This window comes from Salipiger aestuarii (genome assembly GCF_003259905.1).
GTDB classification, from domain to species: domain Bacteria; phylum Pseudomonadota; class Alphaproteobacteria; order Rhodobacterales; family Rhodobacteraceae; genus Salipiger; species Salipiger aestuarii.
In genome coordinates this window covers 23,575-45,149 of record NZ_QLMG01000007.1, presented here as the reverse complement: position 1 = coordinate 45,149, position 21,575 = coordinate 23,575, and the positions used below count along the sequence as shown (strand labels likewise).

General features: G+C 67.2%; 14 protein-coding genes. 10 read left to right on the top strand and 4 right to left on the bottom strand.

Features of this window, described 5'->3' with window-relative positions:
* The first annotated feature begins 25 nt into the window (after positions 1-25).
* The 4 genes from ATI53_RS05685 to ATI53_RS05670 all read left to right on the top strand — a co-directional run bounded on the left by ATI53_RS05685 (position 26) and on the right by ATI53_RS05670 (position 5,975).
* Positions 26-1,321 carry a glycosyltransferase family 4 protein gene (locus ATI53_RS05685; protein WP_111549922.1) on the top strand — a complete coding sequence of 432 codons (1,296 nt, stop codon included), beginning with the start codon at positions 26-28 and terminating at the stop codon, positions 1,319-1,321.
* 228 nt (positions 1,322-1,549) lie between these two features.
* Complete coding sequence (locus ATI53_RS05680) at positions 1,550-3,667, top strand: acyltransferase family protein (RefSeq protein WP_240778598.1); 2,118 nt, start codon at positions 1,550-1,552, stop codon at positions 3,665-3,667.
* Complete coding sequence (locus ATI53_RS05675) at positions 3,664-5,211, top strand: GMC oxidoreductase (protein WP_111549921.1); 1,548 nt, start codon at positions 3,664-3,666, stop codon at positions 5,209-5,211. The genes ATI53_RS05680 and ATI53_RS05675 overlap by 4 nt, the downstream gene beginning before the upstream one ends.
* The gene (locus ATI53_RS05670) at positions 5,208-5,975 is read left to right on the top strand and encodes an SDR family oxidoreductase (RefSeq protein WP_009504046.1); all 768 of its coding nucleotides are present in this window, start codon (positions 5,208-5,210) and stop codon (positions 5,973-5,975) included. Before ATI53_RS05675 ends, ATI53_RS05670 begins: the two co-directional genes overlap by 4 nt.
* A gap of 6 nt (positions 5,976-5,981) precedes the next feature.
* Here ATI53_RS05670 and ATI53_RS05665 read toward each other — a convergent pair whose 3' ends face one another.
* Positions 5,982-6,764 carry a WecB/TagA/CpsF family glycosyltransferase gene (locus ATI53_RS05665; RefSeq protein ID WP_009504045.1) on the bottom strand — a complete coding sequence of 261 codons (783 nt, stop codon included), beginning with the start codon at positions 6,762-6,764 and terminating at the stop codon, positions 5,982-5,984.
* A 140-nt stretch (positions 6,765-6,904) separates the two neighbouring features.
* On the opposite strand from ATI53_RS05665, the gene ATI53_RS05660 reads away from it, so the two are divergent.
* The 6 genes from ATI53_RS05660 (at position 6,905) to ATI53_RS05635 (ending at position 14,721) form a co-directional block, all read left to right on the top strand.
* On the top strand, positions 6,905-8,176 hold the full coding sequence (locus ATI53_RS05660; RefSeq protein ID WP_111549920.1) for a Gfo/Idh/MocA family protein: 1,272 nt from the start codon (positions 6,905-6,907) through the stop codon (positions 8,174-8,176).
* A complete protein-coding gene (locus ATI53_RS05655; protein WP_111549919.1) occupies positions 8,164-9,126 on the top strand; it encodes an NAD-dependent epimerase/dehydratase family protein in 963 nt (320 codons plus the stop codon). The genes ATI53_RS05660 and ATI53_RS05655 overlap by 13 nt, the downstream gene beginning before the upstream one ends.
* Positions 9,123-10,358, top strand: a complete 1,236-nt coding sequence (locus ATI53_RS05650) for a glycosyltransferase family 4 protein (protein WP_111549918.1) — start codon at positions 9,123-9,125, stop codon at positions 10,356-10,358. The genes ATI53_RS05655 and ATI53_RS05650 overlap by 4 nt, the downstream gene beginning before the upstream one ends.
* Complete coding sequence (locus ATI53_RS05645) at positions 10,355-11,314, top strand: glycosyltransferase family 2 protein (RefSeq protein WP_111549917.1); 960 nt, start codon at positions 10,355-10,357, stop codon at positions 11,312-11,314. Before ATI53_RS05650 ends, ATI53_RS05645 begins: the two co-directional genes overlap by 4 nt.
* Positions 11,315-11,322: 8 nt before the next feature.
* Complete coding sequence (locus ATI53_RS05640) at positions 11,323-13,413, top strand: NAD-dependent epimerase/dehydratase family protein (RefSeq protein WP_111549916.1); 2,091 nt, start codon at positions 11,323-11,325, stop codon at positions 13,411-13,413.
* Between the two features lie 234 nt (positions 13,414-13,647).
* A complete protein-coding gene (locus ATI53_RS05635) occupies positions 13,648-14,721 on the top strand; it encodes a nucleotide-binding protein (RefSeq protein WP_111549915.1) in 1,074 nt (357 codons plus the stop codon).
* A gap of 31 nt (positions 14,722-14,752) precedes the next feature.
* Here ATI53_RS05635 and ATI53_RS05630 read toward each other — a convergent pair whose 3' ends face one another.
* The 3 genes from ATI53_RS05630 to ATI53_RS05620 form a co-directional block, all read right to left on the bottom strand.
* Entirely contained in the window at positions 14,753-16,069 is a 1,317-nt protein-coding gene (locus tag ATI53_RS05630; RefSeq protein ID WP_111549914.1) for a GumC family protein, read from the bottom strand.
* Between the two features lie 242 nt (positions 16,070-16,311).
* The gene (locus ATI53_RS05625) at positions 16,312-16,956 is read right to left on the bottom strand and encodes a 4'-phosphopantetheinyl transferase family protein (protein ID WP_009504036.1); all 645 of its coding nucleotides are present in this window, start codon (positions 16,954-16,956) and stop codon (positions 16,312-16,314) included.
* A 5-nt stretch (positions 16,957-16,961) separates the two neighbouring features.
* Positions 16,962-21,575, bottom strand: a complete 4,614-nt coding sequence (locus tag ATI53_RS05620) for a MupA/Atu3671 family FMN-dependent luciferase-like monooxygenase (protein WP_111549913.1) — start codon at positions 21,573-21,575, stop codon at positions 16,962-16,964.

The window sequence follows — 21,575 nt, the reverse complement described above, 5'->3', positions numbered from 1 at the left end:
CACCGCGTGACCAAGGGGGGAACAGATGTTTGACAAATCGCGGCACCGGGTGCTTGTGATCGCCGAAGCCGCCAACCCCGAATGGGTCAGCGTTCCGCTGGTCGGGTGGTCGCTGGCCACCGCGCTGCGCCAGGTGGCGGAGGTGCATATCGTGACGCAACTGCGCAACCGGGACGCGTTCCTGCGCGCCGGGCTGACCGAGCGCCTGGATTTCACCGCCATCGATTCCGAGGCGCTTGCCCGCCCGGCCTGGAAGCTGGCCGAACGGCTGCGCATGGGCGAAGGCAAGGGCTGGACCATGGTTCAGGCCGTCAATGCACTTAGCTATCCGTGGTTCGAACGGCTGGTCTGGCAGCGGTTCGGCGATGAGATCCGCAGCGGCGCGTGGCATGTGGTTCACCGTGTCACGCCGCTGTCGCCGACGGTGCCCTCGTCGCTTGCGGGGCGTTGCGCGCGGGCGGGGGTGCCCTTTGTGCTCGGGCCGCTGAATGGCGGCGTGCCCTGGCCCAGGGGGTTCGAAACCGAACGCCGGGCCGAACGTGAATGGCTCAGCTACCTGCGCGGGGCCTACAAGATGCTGCCGGGGCGCAATGCGACGCTGGATCAGGCTGCCGCGATCCTGGTGGGGTCGCGCCACACCGAATCCGAGATCCCTTCGCGCTACCGCGACAAGACCTTTTACATTCCCGAAAACGGCATCGACCCGGCCCGGTTCAACCGCGCCGCCTCCCCCGCGCCGGGGGGGCTGCGCGCCTGTTTCGTTGGCCGGCTGGTGCCCTACAAGGGGCCGGACATGCTGCTGGACGCCGCCGCGGATCTGCTGCGCGACGGGCGCCTGACGCTGGAGATGATCGGCGACGGTCCGATGGGCGCCGATCTGCGGGCGCAGGCCGCAAGGCTGGGGATCGCGCACGCCATCACCTTTCACGGCTGGAAGGACCACCGCGAGGTGCAGGACATCATGGCCCGCTGCCACCTGCTGTCCTTTCCCTCGATCCGCGAGTTTGGCGGCGGGGTCGTGCTGGAGGCGATGGCGCTGGGGGTGGTGCCCCTGATCGTCGATTACGCCGGCCCCGGCGAACTGGTCGTGCCCGGCACCGGACTAAAGGTGCCGTGCGGCACACGCGCCGACATCGTCGCCGGGTTTGCCCGCGAACTGGCGCGGCTGGCCGAAACGCCCGAACGCCTTGCCCCCATGGCGGCCGCGGCGCGCCAGCGGGTCCAGAGCCATTTTACATGGGAACGCAAGGCGGAACAGGTCGCAGCGGTGCATGACTGGATCCGGCAGGGCCAGAGCGTGACGAAACCGTGTTTCTTCTAGCGTCATGGCCCCCGCCCCTGCCCCTGTACCCCACCGACACGCGCGCGACGCCGCAAGGGCCGGGACAGCCCCGCCGACGTTGACCGAATGGCAAGGAATGCCGGTTACCCTTGGGAAAGGCGCGCCCGCGCCATGGTATCGCCGCATTTTCCGGGCAAACGCGGAATCGGCGCACCTCGAACGCATACGGGCGTCCGATCACGAACCCGGAGAACCCGGATTGCACAAATGAGCAAGGCCCCGGCCGACCACAGCACGGACGTCGCGCATGCGCGCCCGCCCGACACCGCGGAGCCTTCCGCGTCTCGCGCGCCCGATGGCCCCGCGCCGTTGCCCTATCGCAGCGACATCGACGGATTGCGCGCCATCGCCGTTCTTGCGGTGTTTTTCTACCATTTCGGCATGCCCGGCCTTGGCGGCGGCTTTACCGGCGTTGATGTGTTCTTCGTCATCTCGGGCTTTCTGATCGGCGGCATCCTGTGGCGCGAATACGACGCGCGCGGCACAATCGACCTGCCCCGCTTTTACCTGCGCCGGTTCAAACGCCTCGCGCCCGCGTTTTTCACCATGGCCGCGGTAACGGCGCTGTTTGCATGGTCGCTGCTGCTGCCGTTCGAATTTCGCGAATTCGGCAAGCAACTGATCGCCGCGACGGTCTATCTGTCCAACGTGCTGTTCTTTCGGCAGGCCGGCTATTTCGACACCGCGTCGGATGAAAAGGCCCTGCTGCACACATGGTCGCTCGCGGTCGAGGAACAGTTTTATATCTTTCTGCCACTGCTGATCCTGCTGCTGTCGCGCAGACGTGGTGCGCTGATCGCGGCGCTGATCGGCTGCTGGGCGCTGTCGCTGGCCGGGTCCGTCGCGTTGACCCCCAGGATACAGACGGCCACGTTCTACCTGTTTCCCTTTCGCGCGTGGGAACTGTTGTCGGGCGTGCTACTGGCCATCTGGGGATGCGAGACCGGGCGGCGCTGGCGCGGCCATGCGGTGCTGAGCTGGCTGGGGCTGGGGCTGGTGCTGTCTTCGGTGCTGTTCGTTCCGGCGGGGCCGATGTTTCCCGGCCTGCTGGCGGGTCCGGCGGTGCTGGGTACGGTGTTGCTGCTGGCCAACGGCACCGGGCGCAACCCGGTCAACCGGCTGCTGTCACGGCGCGGCATGGTCCTGGTGGGGCGCATGTCCTATTCGCTTTACCTCTGGCACTGGCCTGTGCTGACCCTGTCGCTATACCTGCGCCGGGACTATGCCGGCCCGCTGGAAGCGGCGCTGTGGATGGCACTGTCGGTGGGCGTCGCCTACCTGTCGTGGCGCTATGTCGAAACGCCGGTGCGCCGGGCGCGACTGTCCGGCGGCGCGGTGTTCGCGGGCACCGCCGCCGTGTCCTGCGCGGCGCTGGCCCTGGGCGGGTGGCTTTACACCAACGACGGCCTGCCGGACCGCTTCGGCCCGTCAGCCCAGCCGCATATCGCCGCCTCAGCCGATTTCCTTCAGGACTGGTCGCGCTGCGTCACCCCCGCCGAAGGCCCGCTGGAGGGGCTGGATGTCTGCCCCATCGGACCGGACGGCCCCCCGCGGGCGCTGGTCTGGGGCGACAGCCATGTGCGCGCCTTCAAGGAAGGCCTGGACCTGGCCGCCCACGAGGCGGGCACCCCCGCCATCATCCTGTGGCGCGCCGGCTGCCCGCCGCTGTTCGACCTGCGCAAGGTCGAAGGCGCCGCGACGCTGGCCCAGGACACCGCCTGCACCAACGCGAACCTGCAAATCCGGCAGGCGCTGCAAGGACTGCCCAGCCTGCGCAAGGTGCTGCTTGTCGGACGCTGGACCTATTACGCGACCGGCACCGGCATCGGACTGGACGCGCACAACACCATCGCGCTGCATCCGACCGATGCGCCTGCCCGCATCGGCGGCGTTCAGGCCGACATCCTGGCGCGTGCGGAAAATGCCACCGTCAACGCCCTGCTCGACCGGTTCGATGAAATCCTCGTGCTGCGCCAGCCGCCCGAGATCGCGCATTACGACAGCCGCCTTGCCGCTCGCGAGGCAGCCCACGCGGGCTGGCCGCTGGCCCGCGCCCCCGTCGCGCAAAGCGACACCCCAAGGGCATCGCTTGACCGGCGCGTCGCCCCGGCCGAAGCGCCCTGGCGCGCGCTTTCCGACAGCGGCGTCATCACCTGGATCGACCCCTGGCCAAGCCTGTGCGACGCCACAGCCTGCCATGCGCTGATCGCCGGCAGGGGCTATTACTTCGACAACAACCACCTGACCAACACCGCCGCGCGCGATCTGCGCGCCCTGTTCGCGCCGGTCTTTGCCCGCCCGACGACAAAAGAACCCGAATCGTGACCCACCCGGCGGCGGACATCTATTGGGACGCCATCGTCATCGGCACCGGCGTCGGAGGCGGCACCGCAGGCCGGGCCCTCGCCGAGGCGGGGCAAAAGGTGCTGTTCCTGGAACGGGGACAGGCCGGGCACCGGCCGGAACGCAACGGGTTATCGGATATTTTCGTGCCCGAGGCCCGGCTGGCGCGCGGCCTCTGGCCGGACCCGCTGACAGCGCGTGTGAACGGGCGCGAGTCGACGGGCTATGCACCGATCGGGGCGGGGGTTGGGGGGTCTTCGGTGTTTTACGCGGCCACGCTGGAACGGCCCGAACGCCACGATCTGGAGCCCCGGCCCGACAGGCCCCACCCGACCGGTGGCTGGCCGATCGGTTTTGACGCGCTGTCGGGCTGGTTCGACCGCGCCGCGCAACTCTACGGACTGCACGGCACCCCCGACCCGCTGTGCCAGGATCCCCCGATGCCGCTGGCGTCCCCGCCCCCGCTGACCGCCACCGAATCCGCCCTGTTCAAGGCATTCGAAAAGCGGGGCCTGCACCCCTATTTCGCGCACACAGCCATCGCCCGCGATCCCGGTTGCCTGAACTGTCTGGGGACCAAATGCCCGACCGCGTGCAAAAAGGACGGCCGCTCTGCCGGGGTGGAACCGGCGCTGGCCACCGGCAATGCCACGCTGATCGACCGGGCCGAGGTTACGCGCCTGCTGGGCACCACACGCATCACCGGGGTCGAGACCCGCGTCGGCGATGAAATCCACATGTTCCGCGCCCGCAACGTGGTGCTTGCGGGGGGCGCGCTGAACTCACCGCGCCTGCTGATGGCGTCGACGTCCGAGGTCTGGCCCGATGGTCTGGCCAACCGCTCGGGTCTTGTGGGGCGCAACCTGATGTTCCACCTGAACGAGATGTTCGCGCTGTGGCCTCCGCGCGGCACCCCCGATGCGGGGGCGACCAAGGCCATCGCCCTGCGCGACCTCTATCACGGAAACGGCGCGCGGCTGGGCATGATCCAGGCCATGGGCATCCGCGCCTCTTACGGCGAAATCGTGCACTACCTGAACCTGATGCTGGCCCGGTCCGCGCTGCGCACCGTGCCGGGGCTGGGACAACTGACCCGCCTGCCCGCCGCCATCGCTGCCCGGCTGTTCGGCCATGCCCAGATCTTTGTCGGCTTGCTCGAAGATCTCCCCTACGCGCAAAACCGCGTGCTGCCAGGGCGCGCGCTGGCGATCGATTACCGGATCCACGACGAATTGCTCGTCCGCCGCACCAGTTTTCGCCGCGCCATCGCGCGGGCGTTGCGCGGGCAGAGGCGGATGTTCCTGGGGCGAAACCCCGAGCTGAACTTTGGCCACCCCAGCGGCACGCTGCGCTTTGGCAGCGATGCCGCGCGTTCGGTGCTGGATCCGGAGTGCCGGGCGCATGGGCTGGCCAACCTGTGGTGCGCAGACGCGTCGTTCATGCCAAGCTCGATGGGGGTGAACCCGTCGCTGACCATCGCCGCCAACGCCCTGCGCGTTGCCGATGCCATCACGAGGGACACATGACACAGCTTACCCCCCTGGACGGCATCGCCGTTGTCACCGGCGCGGGGTCGGGCCTTGGGCGGGCCCTATCGGTTGCGCTGTGCCGGCGCGGGTTCACCGTTGCGGGAACCGGCCGCCGCTCCGAAACGCTGGCGCACACCGGGGCGCTGGCGGGGGAGCGGTTCATCGCCCTGACGCTGGATGTCAGCGACGGGGCGGCGGTGCGCGATGCCTTTGCCGCGCTCGGAGCGCGGGGCGGCATCGCGCTGCTCATCAACAACGCCGCGGTCTATCCGAAACGCGATTTCCTGGACGAGACCGCCGAAAGCTTCATGCGGACCGTCGCGACCAACCTTGGCGGGGTCGCGGCCTGTTCGGCTGCCGCGTTGGCGCAAATGTGCGACACCGGGCGCGGGCGCATTCTGAACGTGGCAAGCTTTGCCGACATCGCGCCGCTGCCCGCGTCCTCGGCCTATTCGGTGTCCAAGGGCGCCGCGCGCCTTCTGACGCGGGCCCTGGTCGCGGATCTGGCGGACCGGTTCCCCGGCATCGTCATCGGCGACTGGCTGCCGGGCATGTTGCAGACGGGGATGGGCATCCCCGACGGACTTGCCCCCGAAATCGCGGCGGCGTGGGGCGTTGAACTGGCGCTCAGCATGGATGAAACGCTGACCGGCACCGTCTTTGAAATGGATCACGAGCTGTTGCCGCCGCGCGGGATCAAGGGGCGGGTCAAGGATCTGCTGTTGATGCGGCGTCCCCGGCCACGGCGCCTTGGCCCCTGAGCCGCTTCAGTGCGGCACCTGCCGGTGATGCGCGACGTCACGCAGTCTTTGCAGCGCCGCACGCAGCAACTGACCGGGCAGGACCCCCAGACATTTGAGATATCGCAGACCAAGCCGCCTGGGATCGCTGAGCGCGCGCCACAGCCATTCCAGCGCATAGGCCCGCACCCAGTTCGGTGCGCGCGATTGCGCCCCCGCAAAGAAATCGAGCCCGGCACCGATACTGGCAAACCCCACGTTCGGCGCGACCCTGCGCCCGGCGGCGGCCAGCACTTCCTGCTTGGGCGCCCCCATCGCGACAAAGCACAGCCCCGCGCCAGAGGCGGCGACCTTGGCAAGCAGCTTGTTCGCGTCCTCGGAGCTGGCATCGAACCCCATCGGCGGGGCGAGGGTCAGCACAACCTTCAGGTCGCGGATTTCCCGTTCAAGATAGGATTTCGCCGCCTCAAGCGTTTCGGATCGGCTGCCCACAAGCGCCACGCTGACGCCCTGGCGCGCGGCGAGCTTCGCCAGCGGCACGATTATGTCCGACCCCGGCATCAATTCGACGGGGCGACCGGCAAGGCGCGACATCCAGACGATGGGATGACCATCGGCCACCACGAAATCCTGCGCGACATAAGCGGCGCGGAACGTCTGCGAGGTGCGCAGCTTGACCAGATGGTCCAGATTGATGGTGGCCAGCGCAAAGCCCTGCTTTTGGGCAAGCCGCTTTGCGACACGAGCCAGAAGTGCCGCTTTTGTCGGCACATTCACCGAGATATTTTCGCCTACAATCGTGAAATTCATCACAGTACTACCCCTTCGGGCCCCCGCCACACTTTTACCTCAAAATTGCATAAATGAAAGAAAATAGCGTTTCTCACAGCCCACAAAGCGAACACAAACACCTGATTGTTTCCGCGCCGACTGGCAACACGCGCCGCACAATGCGATTGTTCAGGCGGCGTGCCGAAATCTTGTCACAGTTGTCGGCTTTGACAACCTCGATCGGCCCGGAAAGAATCATCAGCAGGGATTGCAATGACAACTTTGGCGAAACCAAGGCGGCGGCGGAAACCCGCGTGGGGCGCATAGTGCGGCGGCTTTCGATACTCGGGTGCGGCTTTGTCGCGGACCTGTACATGCGCTCGCTGAAGGCCATGCCGGGGATCGGAATCGCGACGGTCTACGACCACGACGCCGCGCGGCTGGACCGCTTCTGCGCCTATTGGGGCGTTCGGGCGGCGGGGTCTCTGGGCGAATTTCTGGCCTCTGCTCCGGCGGGCGGCGTTGTTCTCAACCTGACCAATCCGGGGGCGCACTACGCGCTGAACCGCGCCTGCCTGGAGGCCGGGCATCACGTCTATTCGGAAAAGCCGCTGGCGATGGACATGGCCGAAGCGGTCGTACTGCACGGCCTTGCGCGGCAAAAGGGCCTGTTGCTGGTGTCGGCCCCCTGCTCGGTGCTGGGCGAGGCCGCGCAGACCCTGGGCCACGCCCTGCGCCGCGGCATCGCGGGCACACCGCGCGCCATCTATGCCGAACTTGACGACGGGTTCGTCCCGCAGGCCGCCTATGACAAATGGATGACGGAAAGCGGTGCGCCCTGGCCGGCTGGAGATGAATTCCGTGTCGGCTGCACGCTGGAACACGCAGGCTATTATCTGGGCTGGCTGATCGGGTGGTTCGGATCGGTGCGCACGGTGGTCGCCGCCAGCGTCGAAACCGTGCCGGACAAGTTGGGTCAGGGGCCCATGGCGCCGGACCTGTCGGTGGCGACGCTGTTTTTCGACAACGGCCCGGTGACGCGGTTGACCTGTTCGGTCGTGGCCCCGCATGACCATTCCATCCGCATCGTCGGCGACAAGGGCGTTCTCAGCTGCAAGGCTGCGTGGGACAACGCCGCCAAGGTCCGCTTTGCCAAACGCGTGACCATCCGGCGCCGCCTGATGGAACACCCTTTTCCCCGCCGCTACCGGCTGGACCAGCCGACCCATCCAAAGGTCAGGCGCTGGGGCGCGGCCGCGATGAATTTCATGCTTGGCCCGGCCGAGATGCTGGATGCGCTGGAGCACAACCGCCCCTGCCGCCTCACGGACGATTTCGCGCTGCACATGACCGAGGTTACCCTTGCGATCCAGAACGCCGGCGAAACCTCGGGCGCGCGGACCATGACCACCCGCTGCGATCCGCTGGATCCGATGCCTTGGGCGACATAGGCCGCATCCTCATCACCGGGGCGGGCGGCTTTATCGGTCGCGCGGCGGTGGCACAGGCCCGCGCGCAGGGCTTGCAGGTGGTCGCGGTGGTGCGCCGCACGGTTGCGCCCGAATGGGATGGCGGCGTCACGCTGGTGCGGGCGGATCTGTCCGATCCCGCGTCGGTCAAGGCGCTGTCCGGTGCGTTGCGGGGCTGTGGCGCCGTGATCCATGCGGCGGCGCATCCGGGCGGCGATGCCGACGCCGCCGCGCGGGACACGCTGAAAGGCACGGCGCATCTGCTGGCGGCCCTGCCCGATGCGATGCGGCTGGTGCTGGTCAGTTCGATCACCGTCTACGACACCGGGCGCGCCCTGCCCGGCGGCACGATCACCGAAACCAGCCCGCTGTTCGCCGAAGGCGCTGCGCCCGACACCTATGCCAACGCCAAGCTTGCACAGGAAACGCTGGCGCGGGCACGCGGCGCGCCGCTGTGGCTGATGCGCCCCGGCGCGGTCTGGGGGCCGGGGCGCAGCTGGCACGCACTGAACGGGGTGGACGCGGGGCCGGTGACCATCACGCTGACCTCTGACGGGGATCTGCCGCTGACCCATGTGACCCACTGCGCCCGCGCGCTGGTGTCGGCGGCGCTGATAGACCCCGGCGGCATCGTTGCGCTGAACGTGATCGACGACGACCGCCCGACGCGCGCCCGCTTTGTCGCGGCGCATCGTCAGCGCGCCGGATGGCCGCGCCTGGCGATCCCGCTGCCGTGGCGGGTGTGGCTTGCGCTCACCCGAGTGCTATCGCCCCTGTCGGCCCATTTGCCCGGCCTGCTGCGCGAGGCTCCGCTGCGTGCCCGGATCATGCCTTTGAAATGGCCCAACACCGCCCTGCGCGAAACCCTTGGCGGCCATGATGATGCGCCACTAGAAGACATGCTCGACGCAAGCATGAGAGCAGACAGATGAGCCTACCGAAACTCGCCTACCTGACGGGGGAATACCCCCGCGCCTCCGACACCTTCATCCAGCGCGAGATCGCCGCGCTGCGCGACATCGGGCACGAGGTGCTGACCTGCTCGATCCGCACCACCGGGGCCGAGCATCTGGTCGGCCCAGAACAGCGCGACGAACACGCGCGCACCTTTCGCGTCCTGTCCGCCGCGAAGAACCCGTTTCGCCTTGTCAAGGCGCAGCTGCGGTTCGCCCTGACCCCGCTGCGCTACCTGCGCGCGCTGAAACTGGCCTGGGGCACCGCGCCCAGGGGGATCAGGGGCCGCGCCTACAACCTTGCCTATTTCCTGGAAGCGGCGGTGCTTGCCGACCGGCTGAAGCGCGAAAAAATCGACCACCTGCACAATCACATCGCCAAGGCGTCCTGCACCGTGGCGATGCTGGCGTCGGAACTGTCGGGCATCCCCTACAGCTTTACCATCCACGGGCCGGACATCTTTTTCGAACCCGCCCACTGGCGTATTGATGAAAAAGCCGCGCGCGCGCGCTTTGTCGCCTGCATTTCCGATTACTGCCGCTCGCAACTGATGTGTTTCGCGGACCCGGCGCATTGGGACAAGTTGCACGTCGTTCATTGCGGCATCGACCCCGACCGCTATGACACGGCGCCGCACAAGGGGCAGGTCCTGCTGTTCGTCGGGCGTCTGGCGGGGGTCAAGGGCGTGCCGATCCTGCTGGACGCGGTGGCCGAGCTTGCGCCGCGCTATCCCGGACTGCGCCTTGCGCTGATCGGCGACGGACCCGACCGCGCCGCATTGGAAGAGCGGGCAAAACCGCTGGGTGAACAGGTGCTGTTCCTTGGCTATCAAAGCCAGGACGCGGTCGCCGAGGCGCTGTCCCAGACCGATGTCTTCGTGCTGCCCAGCTTCGCCGAAGGCGTTCCCGTCGTGCTGATGGAGGCGATGGCCGCCGGTGTTCCGGTCATCGCGACCCGGATCGCCGGCATCCCCGAACTGGTCAGCCACTGGGAAAGCGGGCTGCTGGTGCCCCCCGGCGATGCCCACGCCCTGAGCGAGGCCATCGAGCAGATGCTGGGCAGCGCCGATCAGCGGCGGGTAATGGGCGCGGTGGGGCGCGCCACGGTCGAGGCTGACTTCAACATCCATATCGAGGCGCTGCGCCTGTCGAACCTGTTCACCGGCTACGGCGACGGCGAAACGCCCCCGAAACGCGAGTTGATGGAATGATCCCGGTGGATGTGGTGCTTATCGGGCGCAACGAAGGCGCGCGGCTGGTGGCGGCGCTGACCTCGGTGATGGGGCAGGCGCGGCAGGTGATCTATGTCGATTCCGGCTCCGCCGACGACAGCGTGGCCGAGGCGCGGCGCGCCGGGGCCACGGTGGTCGCACTGGACATGTCAAAGCCCTTTACCGCCGCGCGCGCCCGCAACGCCGGCTTTGCCGCGCTGAAGGATCCGCAATTCGTGCAATTCATCGACGGCGATTGCGTGCTGATCGACGGCTTTGTGCAAGCCGGACACGCGCATCTGATCGCCAACCCAGATCTGGGCATGGTCACCGGCTGGCGATCCGAGATTTACCGCGACGCCAGCGTCTTCAACCAGCTTGCCGATTTCGAATGGCGCCGCCCGGCGGGCGAGATCCTGACCTGTGGCGGCGACATGATGGTGCGCGCCAAGGCGTTCCGCGCGATCGGCGGGTTCGACCCCGCGGTGATCGCCGCCGAGGATGACGAATTCTGCACCCGGCTGCGCAAGGGTGGCTGGCGGCTGGAACGCATCCCGCGCGAAATGACCCGCCACGACGCCGACACCCATCGCTTCGGTCAATGGTGGACCCGCGCCGTGCGCACCGGCCACGGCTTTGCGCAAGTGGGCGATCTGCACCCGGATTACTTCGTGCGCGAGCGGCGCCGGGTGTTGGCCTATGCCCTTGTGCTCCCGATCCTGATCCTTGTGGCACTGCTGATCTGGTGGCCGCTGGCGGTGCTGCTGTCGGGCGCCTATGCGCTGAACTACGGCCGCACCGTTCAGGGGCTGATGCGCGACGGCCTGCCCCGGACCGAGGCTTTGTGCCACGCGCTGTTCATCACTCTGTCGAAATTTCCCAACCTGATCGGCATGGCGACCTATGGGCTGCGCCGCCGCCGAAACGCACAGATGCGCATCATCGAGTACAAGTGAGGATAGCCATGACCCGTATTGGCCTGATCGGCGCCGGATACATCGCCACCTGGCACGCAGACGCGCTGCGCGCGACCCCCGGCACGCGCGTCGCCGCCATCTGCGACGTTTCCGAAACCGCCGCGCGTGGCATGGCCGAAGCCTGCGGCGCGCAGCCGTTTACCAGTGTCGAGGCACTGATCGAAAGCGGCACCTGCGATGCGGTGCATATCCTCACGCCACCGCATCTGCACAAACCGCTGGCGCTGCAATGCCTTGCCGCCGGGCTGCATGTGCTGGTCGAGAAACCGGTCGCCGAAAGCGCACACGACACCCGGCAGATCACCGCCGCAGCCGAGGCGGCAGGCAAGCGTTTCCACGCCGGGCACAACTTTCTGGGTCTGCCGGGGTATCAACGGCTGAAGGCGATGATGACAGACGGCACGCTGGGCCGCGTATCGGCGGCGGAAATCAGCTATGCGCTGCCGCTGTCGCCGCTGCGTTCGGGGCCGTTCAACCTTTGGCTTCTGCGCGACCCAAGGAACCTGTTGCTTGAGGTCGGGCCGCATCTGGTCGCCTTTGCCGTGGATCTGTTCGGCCCCCCCGAGGTGGTTTTTGCCGAAGCGACCAAACCCGTGATGCTGCCCGGCGACGACCCGCGCCCGCAAGCCTTTCGCTTTCTCGCGCGCGCGGGGGGCGTGGACATCACCTTTACCGTCAGCCTGGTGGAAACGCAGGACGACCGGTCCGTCACGCTGCGTGGATCGTCGGCGCGGGCACGGCTGGATTTTGCCTCCGACGTTCTGGTGGTTGAACGCGAGAACAGCTCGGATCTGGTAGTGAACCCGTTGCGCAAGCAGCTGGATCTGGCGCGCCAGCACCTGCGCGAAGGGCTGCGCAACGCCTGGGTTCAAGGCAAGTCGCTGAACCGCAAAGGCCCCTATGCGCTTAGCTTTCGGGGCATGAACGCGGCGCTCTATGGCGATCTGAACGCCCCGCAGGACGCGCGATTCAGCGGGCAAACCGCTGTCGCCGTGATGCAAGTGATCGACGACGCGCTGGCGCTGCTGCCGGCCGAAACGCTCCGCGCCAAGGCCCCCGCCGTGCAGACCCGCGCCCCCAGGCCCACCGCCATGGTCATCGGCGGCACCGGGTTTATCGGTCGCGCCCTGACCCGGCGCCTGGTGGCCGACGGGCACGATGTGCGCGTGCTGTCGCGCGGCCGCCACGGCCCCTTTCCCGACCTGCCCGATCGGGTGGAAACCGCCGCCGTGTCACTGTATGATCTGGACGCGCTGACACAAGCGATGCAGGGCATCGACGTGGTCTTCAACCTTGCGAAATCCATGGACAAGACATGGTCCGACGCGCTGATAAACGATGTGGGCGTCGCCGCCCGCATCGGCATGGCCTGCGAACAGGCCGGGGTGAAACGCCTTGTCTACACCGGGACCATTGCATCCTACGACATGTCCGACCGGGGCACGACGATCACCGAAGACACCGCCTTTGCCGACGACATGACCGATCGCAACCTTTACGCCCGGTCCAAGGCGGAATGCGAACGCCAGTTGATGAAGCTGCACAAGCAGCGCGGCCTGCCGCTGACCATCGCGCGCCCCGGCATCGTGGTTGGCCATGGCGGCCCCTTGCAGCACTGGGGCATCGGACGCTGGCATGGCGCCGGCGCGGTGCGGATCTGGGGACCGGGGGACAACATCCTGCCCTTTGTGCTGATCGACGATGTCGTCGACGGGCTGGTGCGCATGGCGGCGCGCCCCTCCGCCGTCGGGCACAGCTTCAATCTGGTCGGCGAACCGATGCTGTCGGCGCGCGGCTATTTCGACGCCATCCACAAAGCCCTGGGCGTGCGCATCCGGGTCGACAGCGGCAACCTCACAGCATTCTATCTGTCGGATGCGGTGAAATACGGGCTGAAAAAATATGCGCTGCATAAGTCCGGGCTGGTGCGCCCATCGCGCGCCGACTGGCAAAGCCGGGCGCATTTCTCGCCTTTTGCCAACGACAAACCCAAGGCCATGCTGGACTGGCGGCCCGAAGCTGACCGCGGCGCGTTCGTGGACAGCGCCATTCGCAACGCCAACCTGATCGGAATGTGACGCACTGGGGCTGGCGATGAGGTTTGGTAAACAATACCTTCGAATAAACCTCATTCTTGACAAAGTCCCATGGCTTGGTGGGGGCTGAAATCGCGGGATGCGCCGGAATCGCCGGCGGTCCGGGCGATTCGTCAAAACGCAAACGGATGTCGATGGTGCTGGATGTGTATATGAAAGGCGGCGGACCCATCGGGTCGCGATGTGCGTGCCCCGATGCCGCCCAAAGGCAGACGCATGACTGACGATCGCAAATTCCGCAGACGCAACCCGCTGTCCGCAGAAATCGCCGCCGGAGAGCAGGCCGCCAAGCTTGCCCGTGCCGAAGACGCGCGCCGCATGGCTGCCGCCGAAGAGCAGTCCCGCATTGCTGCGGCTCAAGAAGCGGAACGCCAGCACAAGCTGACCGCCGAGCGGCAGGCCGAAGCCGACCGTCGGGCCGCTGCCGAGCGGCAGGGCGAAGTGGAACGGCTGGCCGAAGTGGAACGTCGGGCTAAAGCAGAACAGCAGGCCGAAGCAGAACACCAAGCCCAAGCAGAACGTCAAGCCGGCGCAGATCGACAGGCAAAAGACGACGCCTCGCCCGATATGGTCTGGTCGCGCCTGCCGGTGTTTTCGGTCAACGCGCGGCACCTCGATCGCAACCGCATCGTCACCGCAGGACGACAGGACCCCGCCCATGCCGCCTTTGACGTTCTGCGCACCCGACTGCTTCAGGCGTTGTCCGAAAACGGCTGGCGACGCGTCGCGATCACCTCGCCGACCAAGGATTGCGGCAAGACCTTTACGGCGGCGAACCTGGCGATTTCGCTGTCACGGCACCAAAACTGCCGCGCGCTTCTGATAGATTGCGACCTGCGCCGCCCGACCCTGCACAAGGTGATGGGCGCCGACAATCCCGGCTCGATGGGCGACGTGCTGCGCGGGCGACTGTCGGCGGAAGCGCATTTTCAGCGCATGGGAGACAACGACATTCACGCCGGGCCGAACGTCGCTTTCGGATTCAACGGGGTGGTCGAACCCTACGCGTCGGAATTGCTTCAATCGCCGGAAACCGCGCAGACGCTGCAGACCATCGAACGACGGCTGGCCCCGGACGTGATCCTGTTCGATCTGCCGCCGGCGCTGTTCTCGGACGATGTGATCGCGTTTCGTCCTCTGTTCGACGGCGTGCTTCTGGTGGTGGGCGGAGGGCTGACCACCGACAAGGAAATCCGCGAGGTCGAACGGCGTCTGGGGGAAAACACGCCTTTGCTTGGCACCGTTCTGAACCGCGCCGAAGGCACCCAACTGAGTAAATACAGCTACTGAGACGCAAGAAAGGGGAAAGCGCCGATGTATGTCAGGGCCGTACCGCCCGTGGCAGAAACCGCCCCAGCAACGCCGACCAGTCGGTCACGCTGCTCAGCGCCGCCCACATCGCCGCGAACAGCAGGCCGAGTAGCGAAAACAGCCGCATGCCGGTGATGCGACGTTCGCCGCGCGTCCGGATGGTCGGGATCGACACCACCGGCTGCACACCCAACGCCCGTTCCATCTGCGCCGCGCTGCGGATCGCGGGGTTCATCAGTTCCGCGATGAAGGTCGCCGCGAGACCCGCGATCACGCTGGCCACCACGCCCATCGCCAGCACCTTCTTGCGGCTGCCCGAGGCCGCAAATTCGGGCACAAGCGCGGTTTCCAGCACCTCGAACCGGGCCATGTGCTGGCGGTCTTGCAGCATCTGACCCATTTCCGCCTCGGCCTTGCGGCGGGTGATGACGTTGTACTGCTCTTGCAGCCGCGTCAGCTCACGTTCCAGACCGGACAGGGCGCGTTCGACTTCGGGGGCCCGCTGGATGGTCTCGTTGATCGCGATGATGCGGTTTTCCACCAGCGTCTTCTGCTCGCGCAGCAAACCGATCTGGCGTCCAAGCACCTCTTGGCGCTGTCGCGAGCTGTTGGCTTCCAGCGCGACGATTTCGCGATCGAGCGTCAGCGCGTTGTCCCGAAGCGTGGTAAGCTGATCGCGCAGTGACCCCAGCCCGGCAGGCAGCGCATCGCCATTGTCCTGCTTGAACCGCGCGACCTCGGCCTCCTTCGCCTGAATCTCGGCTTCCACGCGCGCCTCTTCGCTTTCGAAGAAATCCAGCGTTTCACGGGCGCGACTGACGCTGCGGTCGCGGGACTGTTCGATCACGGTGTTCATCAGCTCGTTCGCCAGATCCGCGGCCTTTTGCGGATCGCCCAGCGTGACCGAGATCAGCAGCCCCGAGGGCGCCTCTTGCGTGGCGGCATAGGCGTCGGGATTCGACCGGATTTCGTCGATTCGCACGGCTTCGCGCATGTGAAAGACACGCTCGTTCAGGCTCATGTCCGGATCGTCGCTGAACAGCTGGTGCTCCTGCATGATGCGCACAAGGTTGTCGCGCGACATCAGCCGCTGTTCGATCAACTGCACCCGGCGCGCGGCATCCTGAGACTGCGCGGCAGAGCCTGCCAGCGTGTCGGGGACCTGGCTTTCTTCGATCTGAACGACGGCGGTCGTCTCGTAGGTCTTGACCTGCTGCGTAGCGATATAAAGCGAGAGAGCGGACCCCAGAAGAATGACGGCGATCATCAGCAGCACCCTGCGCCGCAAAGCTGCAAGCACTTCGCCAACCGACTGGAACTGGTTCATTCTCTTTACTCCCGCAACGTGTGCCCCCACCCTGCGAACGCGAAGCGGTTCCTTCCGGATGCCCTGCCCGAGGAATTTCCCCAAGCCGCCCCAATTCGATTCGAACCGGGGCAAGGCGCCGCCATTGGGCCACAATTTAGCCCCAATGCCGCATTCCCGCCATCGTTAATCGGGTACAAACTGGAAACAAATCGTTGACGGAACGGCCCGCACCGCCACAATCGCGCCATGTTTCGAAAGGTTTACGGCAACAGTGACAGCGAAACGATCAGTCCGGCGATGATTTCCTGCCTGACCGGGATGCGGGCCCCGATGCCAAGCCCGATGTCACGGGTCATCCGCATATCGAACAGAGGCAGCCCGGCGTGCATCGCGTCGAATCCAAATAGGGCGCGGCACAGCGGATACTGCGCCTTGTAAGCGGCTTCCTTGGCGGAAAAGACCCGCATCGCCGCCCGCTCTGGGGGCAGCGGCGCCAGGCCCGTCAGCTCGGCGGGGGTGGCAATGGCGTCGATCAGCGCCGCATCCATGTCGGCGTCGGGTTCCAGGTCAATGCCGATGCCGCGCCACGGGCCGCGCGCCGCCACCGCAAGACACAGCCCGCCCCCGTGCGAGATGCTGCCCGCCACGCCCTGCGGCCAAAGCGGCGCGCGATCATCCTGCATGGGGATCGCCTGCGCTCCGATGCCGATCCGCGCCATGGCCGCGCGGGCGGCAACGCGCCCTCCGGTAAATTCCGCGAGACGCGCCGGCACGGCCCGGCGCAGCGCGGCGCGCTCGCTGTCAAACAACGCGTCGGGATCATCGACCGGAAGACTGACCGACCAGCCCAGCCCCTGTAGCAGGCCGGTATCGGCCAGCGCCCGGCTTAGTGCCTTCGGAGTCATCCGGGTCAGGCGCTGCGCCGCGCCCGCATCGCGCGGCGACGGGACATGGCGTCGGATCGCGTCTGTGCCCGGTCGCCGACCGGCGCCGGTTGCGGCGCGCCATCAGGCGGGGGCCCGGCCATCCCGGGGGCCGCATCGCTCGTGTCAACCAGCGCAGCGACGCGCGCGGTCAGATCCGCCAGCACCGGAAAGCGGAAGATGTCGGTGATCGACAGCCCCCTGGCCCCCAGCTCGTCGCGGATCGACCGATGCGCCTGTACCGCCAGCAACGAATGTCCCCCGAGGTCGAAAAAGCTGTCCCTGGGCGCAATGTCCGATACGCCCAGAACCGTCGACCAGATCTCGGCGATCCGCGCCCGAAGCAGGTCCGGACCCTGCGCCGTCACCGCTGCTGGCGACCGGGTCACAGGGGCGGTGCGCGGCGCGGGGGCGGGGCGCGCGGGCCGGGCGTCGGGTTTTGGCAACGCCTTGCGATCGACCTTTTTGTTCGGGGTCAGCGGAAAGCTGTCGAGCCACATGACATGCTGGGGCACCATGAAACCGGGCAGATGCTGCGCCATCCCGGCGCGCAGGTCCGCGTCGGCCAGCGGCGCGTCGGATGTGTAATAACCGACCAGCCGCAGATCGCCCGGCGTGTCTTCGCGCGCGGCAACCACGGCCTGGGTGACGCCGGGCTGGGATTCCAGCACCGCTTCGATCTCGCCCAGTTCGATGCGGAAACCGCGCAGCTTGACCTGATGATCGACCCGCCCGATGAAGTCGATCCGCCCGTCGATGCGCCGCCGCACCAGATCGCCCGTGCGATACATCCGCCCCGCATGGAACGGATTGGGCACGAAGCGGTCCGCCGTCAGTTCGGGCAGGCCCCAATAGCCGCGGGTCACACCCTGGCCGCCGATCCACAGCTCGCCCGGCATGCCGATGCCGACGGGCTGTTGCGCCTCGTCCAACACATACAGCTGCTGGTTGGCCAGCGGCAGGCCGATGTTGACCACGCCGTCTCCGGGCTGCGCCAGCTCGGTCGACGACCAGATCGTGGTTTCGGTGGGGCCGTACATGTTGGTGATGCTGGCCTGCGTGATTCGCCCGAATTCCTCGACCAATGCGCCGGGCAGCGGCTCGCCTCCCAGAAACAGGTGCCGGACCTTCGACAGCGCAAAGCGCGCCTCGTCGTTCATCGCGATCATCCGCGCCATCGACGGCGTGCATTGCATATGCGTCACGTCGTGCCGGACGATCTGCGCGGCGATGGAAAAATCGTCCGCCGCCAGTTCGGGCGTGGCATTCGCCGCCCTTACCACGCGGGCCAGCGGTTTCAGCCCGTCCAGCACCTGCTGGCGCGGGATGCCATAGTCGATGAGGCAGGCGATTTCGGTCACGCCGATGCGCTTCAGTTGCTCTGTCCGGTCCAGCGCGTCCTGCACCGTGCCGAACAGGCCGCTGTCGTTGAAATACCGTTCGAAAGCAAAATCAAGGATCGCCTCAAGGTCGTCCGGTTCAAGGATTTCCAGATCCAGCTCGAACGGGTTGTTCAGTCCCTGAGGCCGCTTGAACGCTGGAAACGCCCATGCGTATTGCTTGATAAGCCCCGCCGCCGCGCGCAGGTATTCGCGCATCGGACCACGGGCGGTTTCCCGCGCCGCGTCGCGGGTTTCGGCCACATAGCTGTGCAGCATGAGCGAAACCTTGAAATCCGCAGGATCGTGCCCCGACTCGCGCAGCGCGGCGTGATAAAGGCGGATCTTGTCGGCCACCTCGTCGATGCTTTGGCCCAGCAGGTGGGTCAGGATGTGGCACCCCAACCGCCCCGCCTCGCGCCATGTGTCGGGGTTGCCCGCCGTGGTGATCCAGATCGGCAGTTCTTCCGACACCGGGCGCGGCTGCGTCACCACGTCGAACATCGTGCCGTCCTCGCGCGGGAACGGCACCGGTGTGCCGCGCCACAGGTCGCGCAGCCGGGCGATGGTTTCGATCATCGCCGGTTTGTTGTTGGGGGGGGTGTTTTCCGGGCGGAGCACGAAATCGTCGGGTTGCCAGCCGCTGGCGATCGCCAGGCCGGCGCGCCCGTTGGTGAGGTTGTCGATCACCGCCCATTCCTCGGCGATGCGCGCGGGATGATGCAGAGGGGCCACCACCGAACCCGACCGCACCGCGATGTTGCGGGTAACTGCGGCGACCGCGGCACCCGTCACCGACGGGTTGGGATAGGGCCCGCCAAAGGCGTGAAAATGCCGCTCGGGCGTCCAGACGGCGCTGAATCCGTTCTGGTCGGCGAATTTCGCGCCCTCAAGCAGCATGGCGTATTTGTCGCGCCCGACGCCGTCGTCATTGCCCCAGTAATACAGCGAAAATTCCATGCCCGCATCCGACATCGGCATCGCGCCATTCGAGATCAGCGCCCGGTCTTCATCCGACGTCAGCACCACCTTGAACCCGCGCGCCGTGGTCCAGAACAGTTCCAGCACGGAAATGTCGAAGCTGAGGCTGGTGACGGCCAGCCACGTCCCGGCCGGTTCATGCGGTATGACCGCATCCATGCCGCTGTAGAAATTCGCCACGTTGCGGTGTTCGATCATCACGCCCTTGGGCACCCCGGTCGATCCCGAGGTATAGATGACATAGGCAAGGTGCTCTGGCCCGGCGACCGGCGCGGGGGCTTGCGTCGGAGCCTGCGTCAGGCGCGGATCGGCGTCGATCACCAAAAGCTGCGCGCCGTGCCGGGGCAGGCTGTCGCGCAGCCCGGACTGGGTGACGATCACCGGCGCGCCGCTGTCGGTTATGTAATGTTGCAGCCGGTCCGCCGGATAGGCCGGGTCCAGCGGCAAATAGGCCCCGCCCGCCTTCAGAATGCCCAGGGCGCCAACCATCAGATCGACCGAGCGGCGCGTATACAGCCCCACCACCGTGTCCGCCCCCACGCCCATGCCGCGCAGCACCTGCGCCGCCTGATTGGCGCGCCGGTCAAGCTGGGCATAGGTCAGGGTCTGGCCCTCGAACGCCAACGCCACCGCGTCGGGGCTGCGCGCCGCCTGCGCTTCGAACGCCGCCTGCATGGTCAGCGCGGCGTCGTGATCGACCTGGCCCGCGTTCCAGCGGTTGACCACAAGGTCGCGTTCCGCATCGGGCAGCATCGGCCGCGCGTCCGCCCCGCCCATCAGTTCCAGCCGCGCGGCGAGCAGTTCCGCCCGCGCCGGATCCATCCGCCCGCTGTCGGTCAGCAGGGTCGCGGCGCCATCGGCCAACTCGACCGTCACGACTGTGCCGGGGATGTGCCCCGCCCCCAGGCTCAGTCCCACATGAGGCACCTGGGGCTTGCCCGACATCCGCGGCGTGCGCGCGGGCAGATCCGTGAAAAACCCGTGGCGCCGGCGCGCCGTGGCGATCTCAGCGGACAGCGCGGCGGCCAGATCGTCGCGCGGCTCGGCGGTATTGACCCGCAGCGGCACCCACGGGGAAATGTAGCCGCCCTGCGACAGATCCTTCAGCGCGGCATCGGCAAAGGCAATGTCGCCCTGCGTCGCCCCCCCCAGATGCGCCGCCCACACCGCGACCTGCGCTTCGGGCTGGCGGCCCAGGGTCAGAGCGCGGCTCAGGATCTGACCGCCCGTTTTGCCAAGCCCCTGCAATTCGACCGGCGCAAGGGCGGCAAGCCGGGCGCGCCAGTGCGCGTCATGCGGGGCCGCCTGCGCAATCCGGGCGTCGATCCCGGCGCGCTCGGTTTCGGACAGGACCGCAAGCCGCTCACCGGGTTTGCCGACCTGCGCCACCAGCGCCAGCGCGCCGCAGGGGTGGGTAAAATGCGCCAGCCGCAGCGCACCGCTGCCGCAGGCGACGGTAAGGTGATCGTCGGTTGCCTCCAGAATATCGCCGGGGGCGCCGGTGCCGGCAACCGGCTGCGCGGCAGTCACCAGCCACAGGTGGCCATGCGCCAGCACCTTGGGGGCGGACAACGGGTTGGCATAGCCGCCGTGATCCAGCGCGCGCACCAGCCGCGCGAGGCTGTCGGCGGATTGCGAGAAATCCAGCAGCCCATGCGCTGACGGGCGATCACTGCGCGCGTGATAGCTGCGCAACGTCAAGTCCTGCGGGTACCGGTTCAGCCCGTGTTCAAGCTGGGCCATCAGCTCGGGAAAGCTGTCGATGGCCGCCTCGAACGCCTTGGCGTTCAGCGTCATCGCCGTGTCGGAGGCCGAAATGTCAAACCCGCGCGCCACCAGAATGTCGCCTTCGTCAACGCCGCCCTCGATCATGTGCCAGGTGATGCCATGGCGGGTTTCTCCCTGCATCAACGCCCAGACCGGCGCATTCAGCCCTGCGTGGCGCGGCAGCGGGCCGTCATGGAAATTCACCGCGCCCCTGGCGGGCAGCGCCAGCACCGCCGCCGGTATCAGGTCAAGGTTGGCGATCGACAGCAGCCAGTCGAACGCCAGCCCCCCCAGCCGGTCCGCCAGCCCCGTGCCCGGTGCCACCACCGCCAGCCCCCGGTCTTTGGCCCACGCCGCGATGTCCGCGTTGCGGGTGACCACCGCGCGGATCTCGTGCCCAGCGTCAAGCAGCTTTTCACTGCATTGCACCAGAAGGCTTTCGTTGCCCATGACAACGCTGGAAAACTGGGTCAT

Excerpts from the sequence above, each read along its gene's own strand:
- ATI53_RS05685 (WP_111549922.1), top strand. The coding sequence starts at position 26 with ATGTTTGACAAATCGCGGCACCGGGTGCTTGTGATCGCCGAAGCCGCC.
- ATI53_RS05680 (WP_240778598.1), top strand. The coding sequence starts at position 1,550 with ATGAGCAAGGCCCCGGCCGACCACAGCACGGACGTCGCGCATGCGCGC.
- ATI53_RS05670 (WP_009504046.1), top strand. The coding sequence starts at position 5,208 with ATGACACAGCTTACCCCCCTGGACGGCATCGCCGTTGTCACCGGCGCG.
- ATI53_RS05665 (WP_009504045.1), bottom strand. The coding sequence starts at position 6,764 with ATGAATTTCACGATTGTAGGCGAAAATATCTCGGTGAATGTGCCGACA.
- ATI53_RS05660 (WP_111549920.1), top strand. The coding sequence starts at position 6,905 with ATGCGATTGTTCAGGCGGCGTGCCGAAATCTTGTCACAGTTGTCGGCT.
- ATI53_RS05650 (WP_111549918.1), top strand. The coding sequence starts at position 9,123 with ATGAGCCTACCGAAACTCGCCTACCTGACGGGGGAATACCCCCGCGCC.
- ATI53_RS05645 (WP_111549917.1), top strand. The coding sequence starts at position 10,355 with ATGATCCCGGTGGATGTGGTGCTTATCGGGCGCAACGAAGGCGCGCGG.
- ATI53_RS05640 (WP_111549916.1), top strand. The coding sequence starts at position 11,323 with ATGACCCGTATTGGCCTGATCGGCGCCGGATACATCGCCACCTGGCAC.
- ATI53_RS05635 (WP_111549915.1), top strand. The coding sequence starts at position 13,648 with ATGACTGACGATCGCAAATTCCGCAGACGCAACCCGCTGTCCGCAGAA.
- ATI53_RS05630 (WP_111549914.1), bottom strand. The coding sequence starts at position 16,069 with ATGAACCAGTTCCAGTCGGTTGGCGAAGTGCTTGCAGCTTTGCGGCGC.
- ATI53_RS05625 (WP_009504036.1), bottom strand. The coding sequence starts at position 16,956 with ATGACTCCGAAGGCACTAAGCCGGGCGCTGGCCGATACCGGCCTGCTA.
- ATI53_RS05620 (WP_111549913.1), bottom strand. The coding sequence starts at position 21,575 with ATGACCCAGTTTTCCAGCGTTGTCATGGGCAACGAAAGCCTTCTGGTG.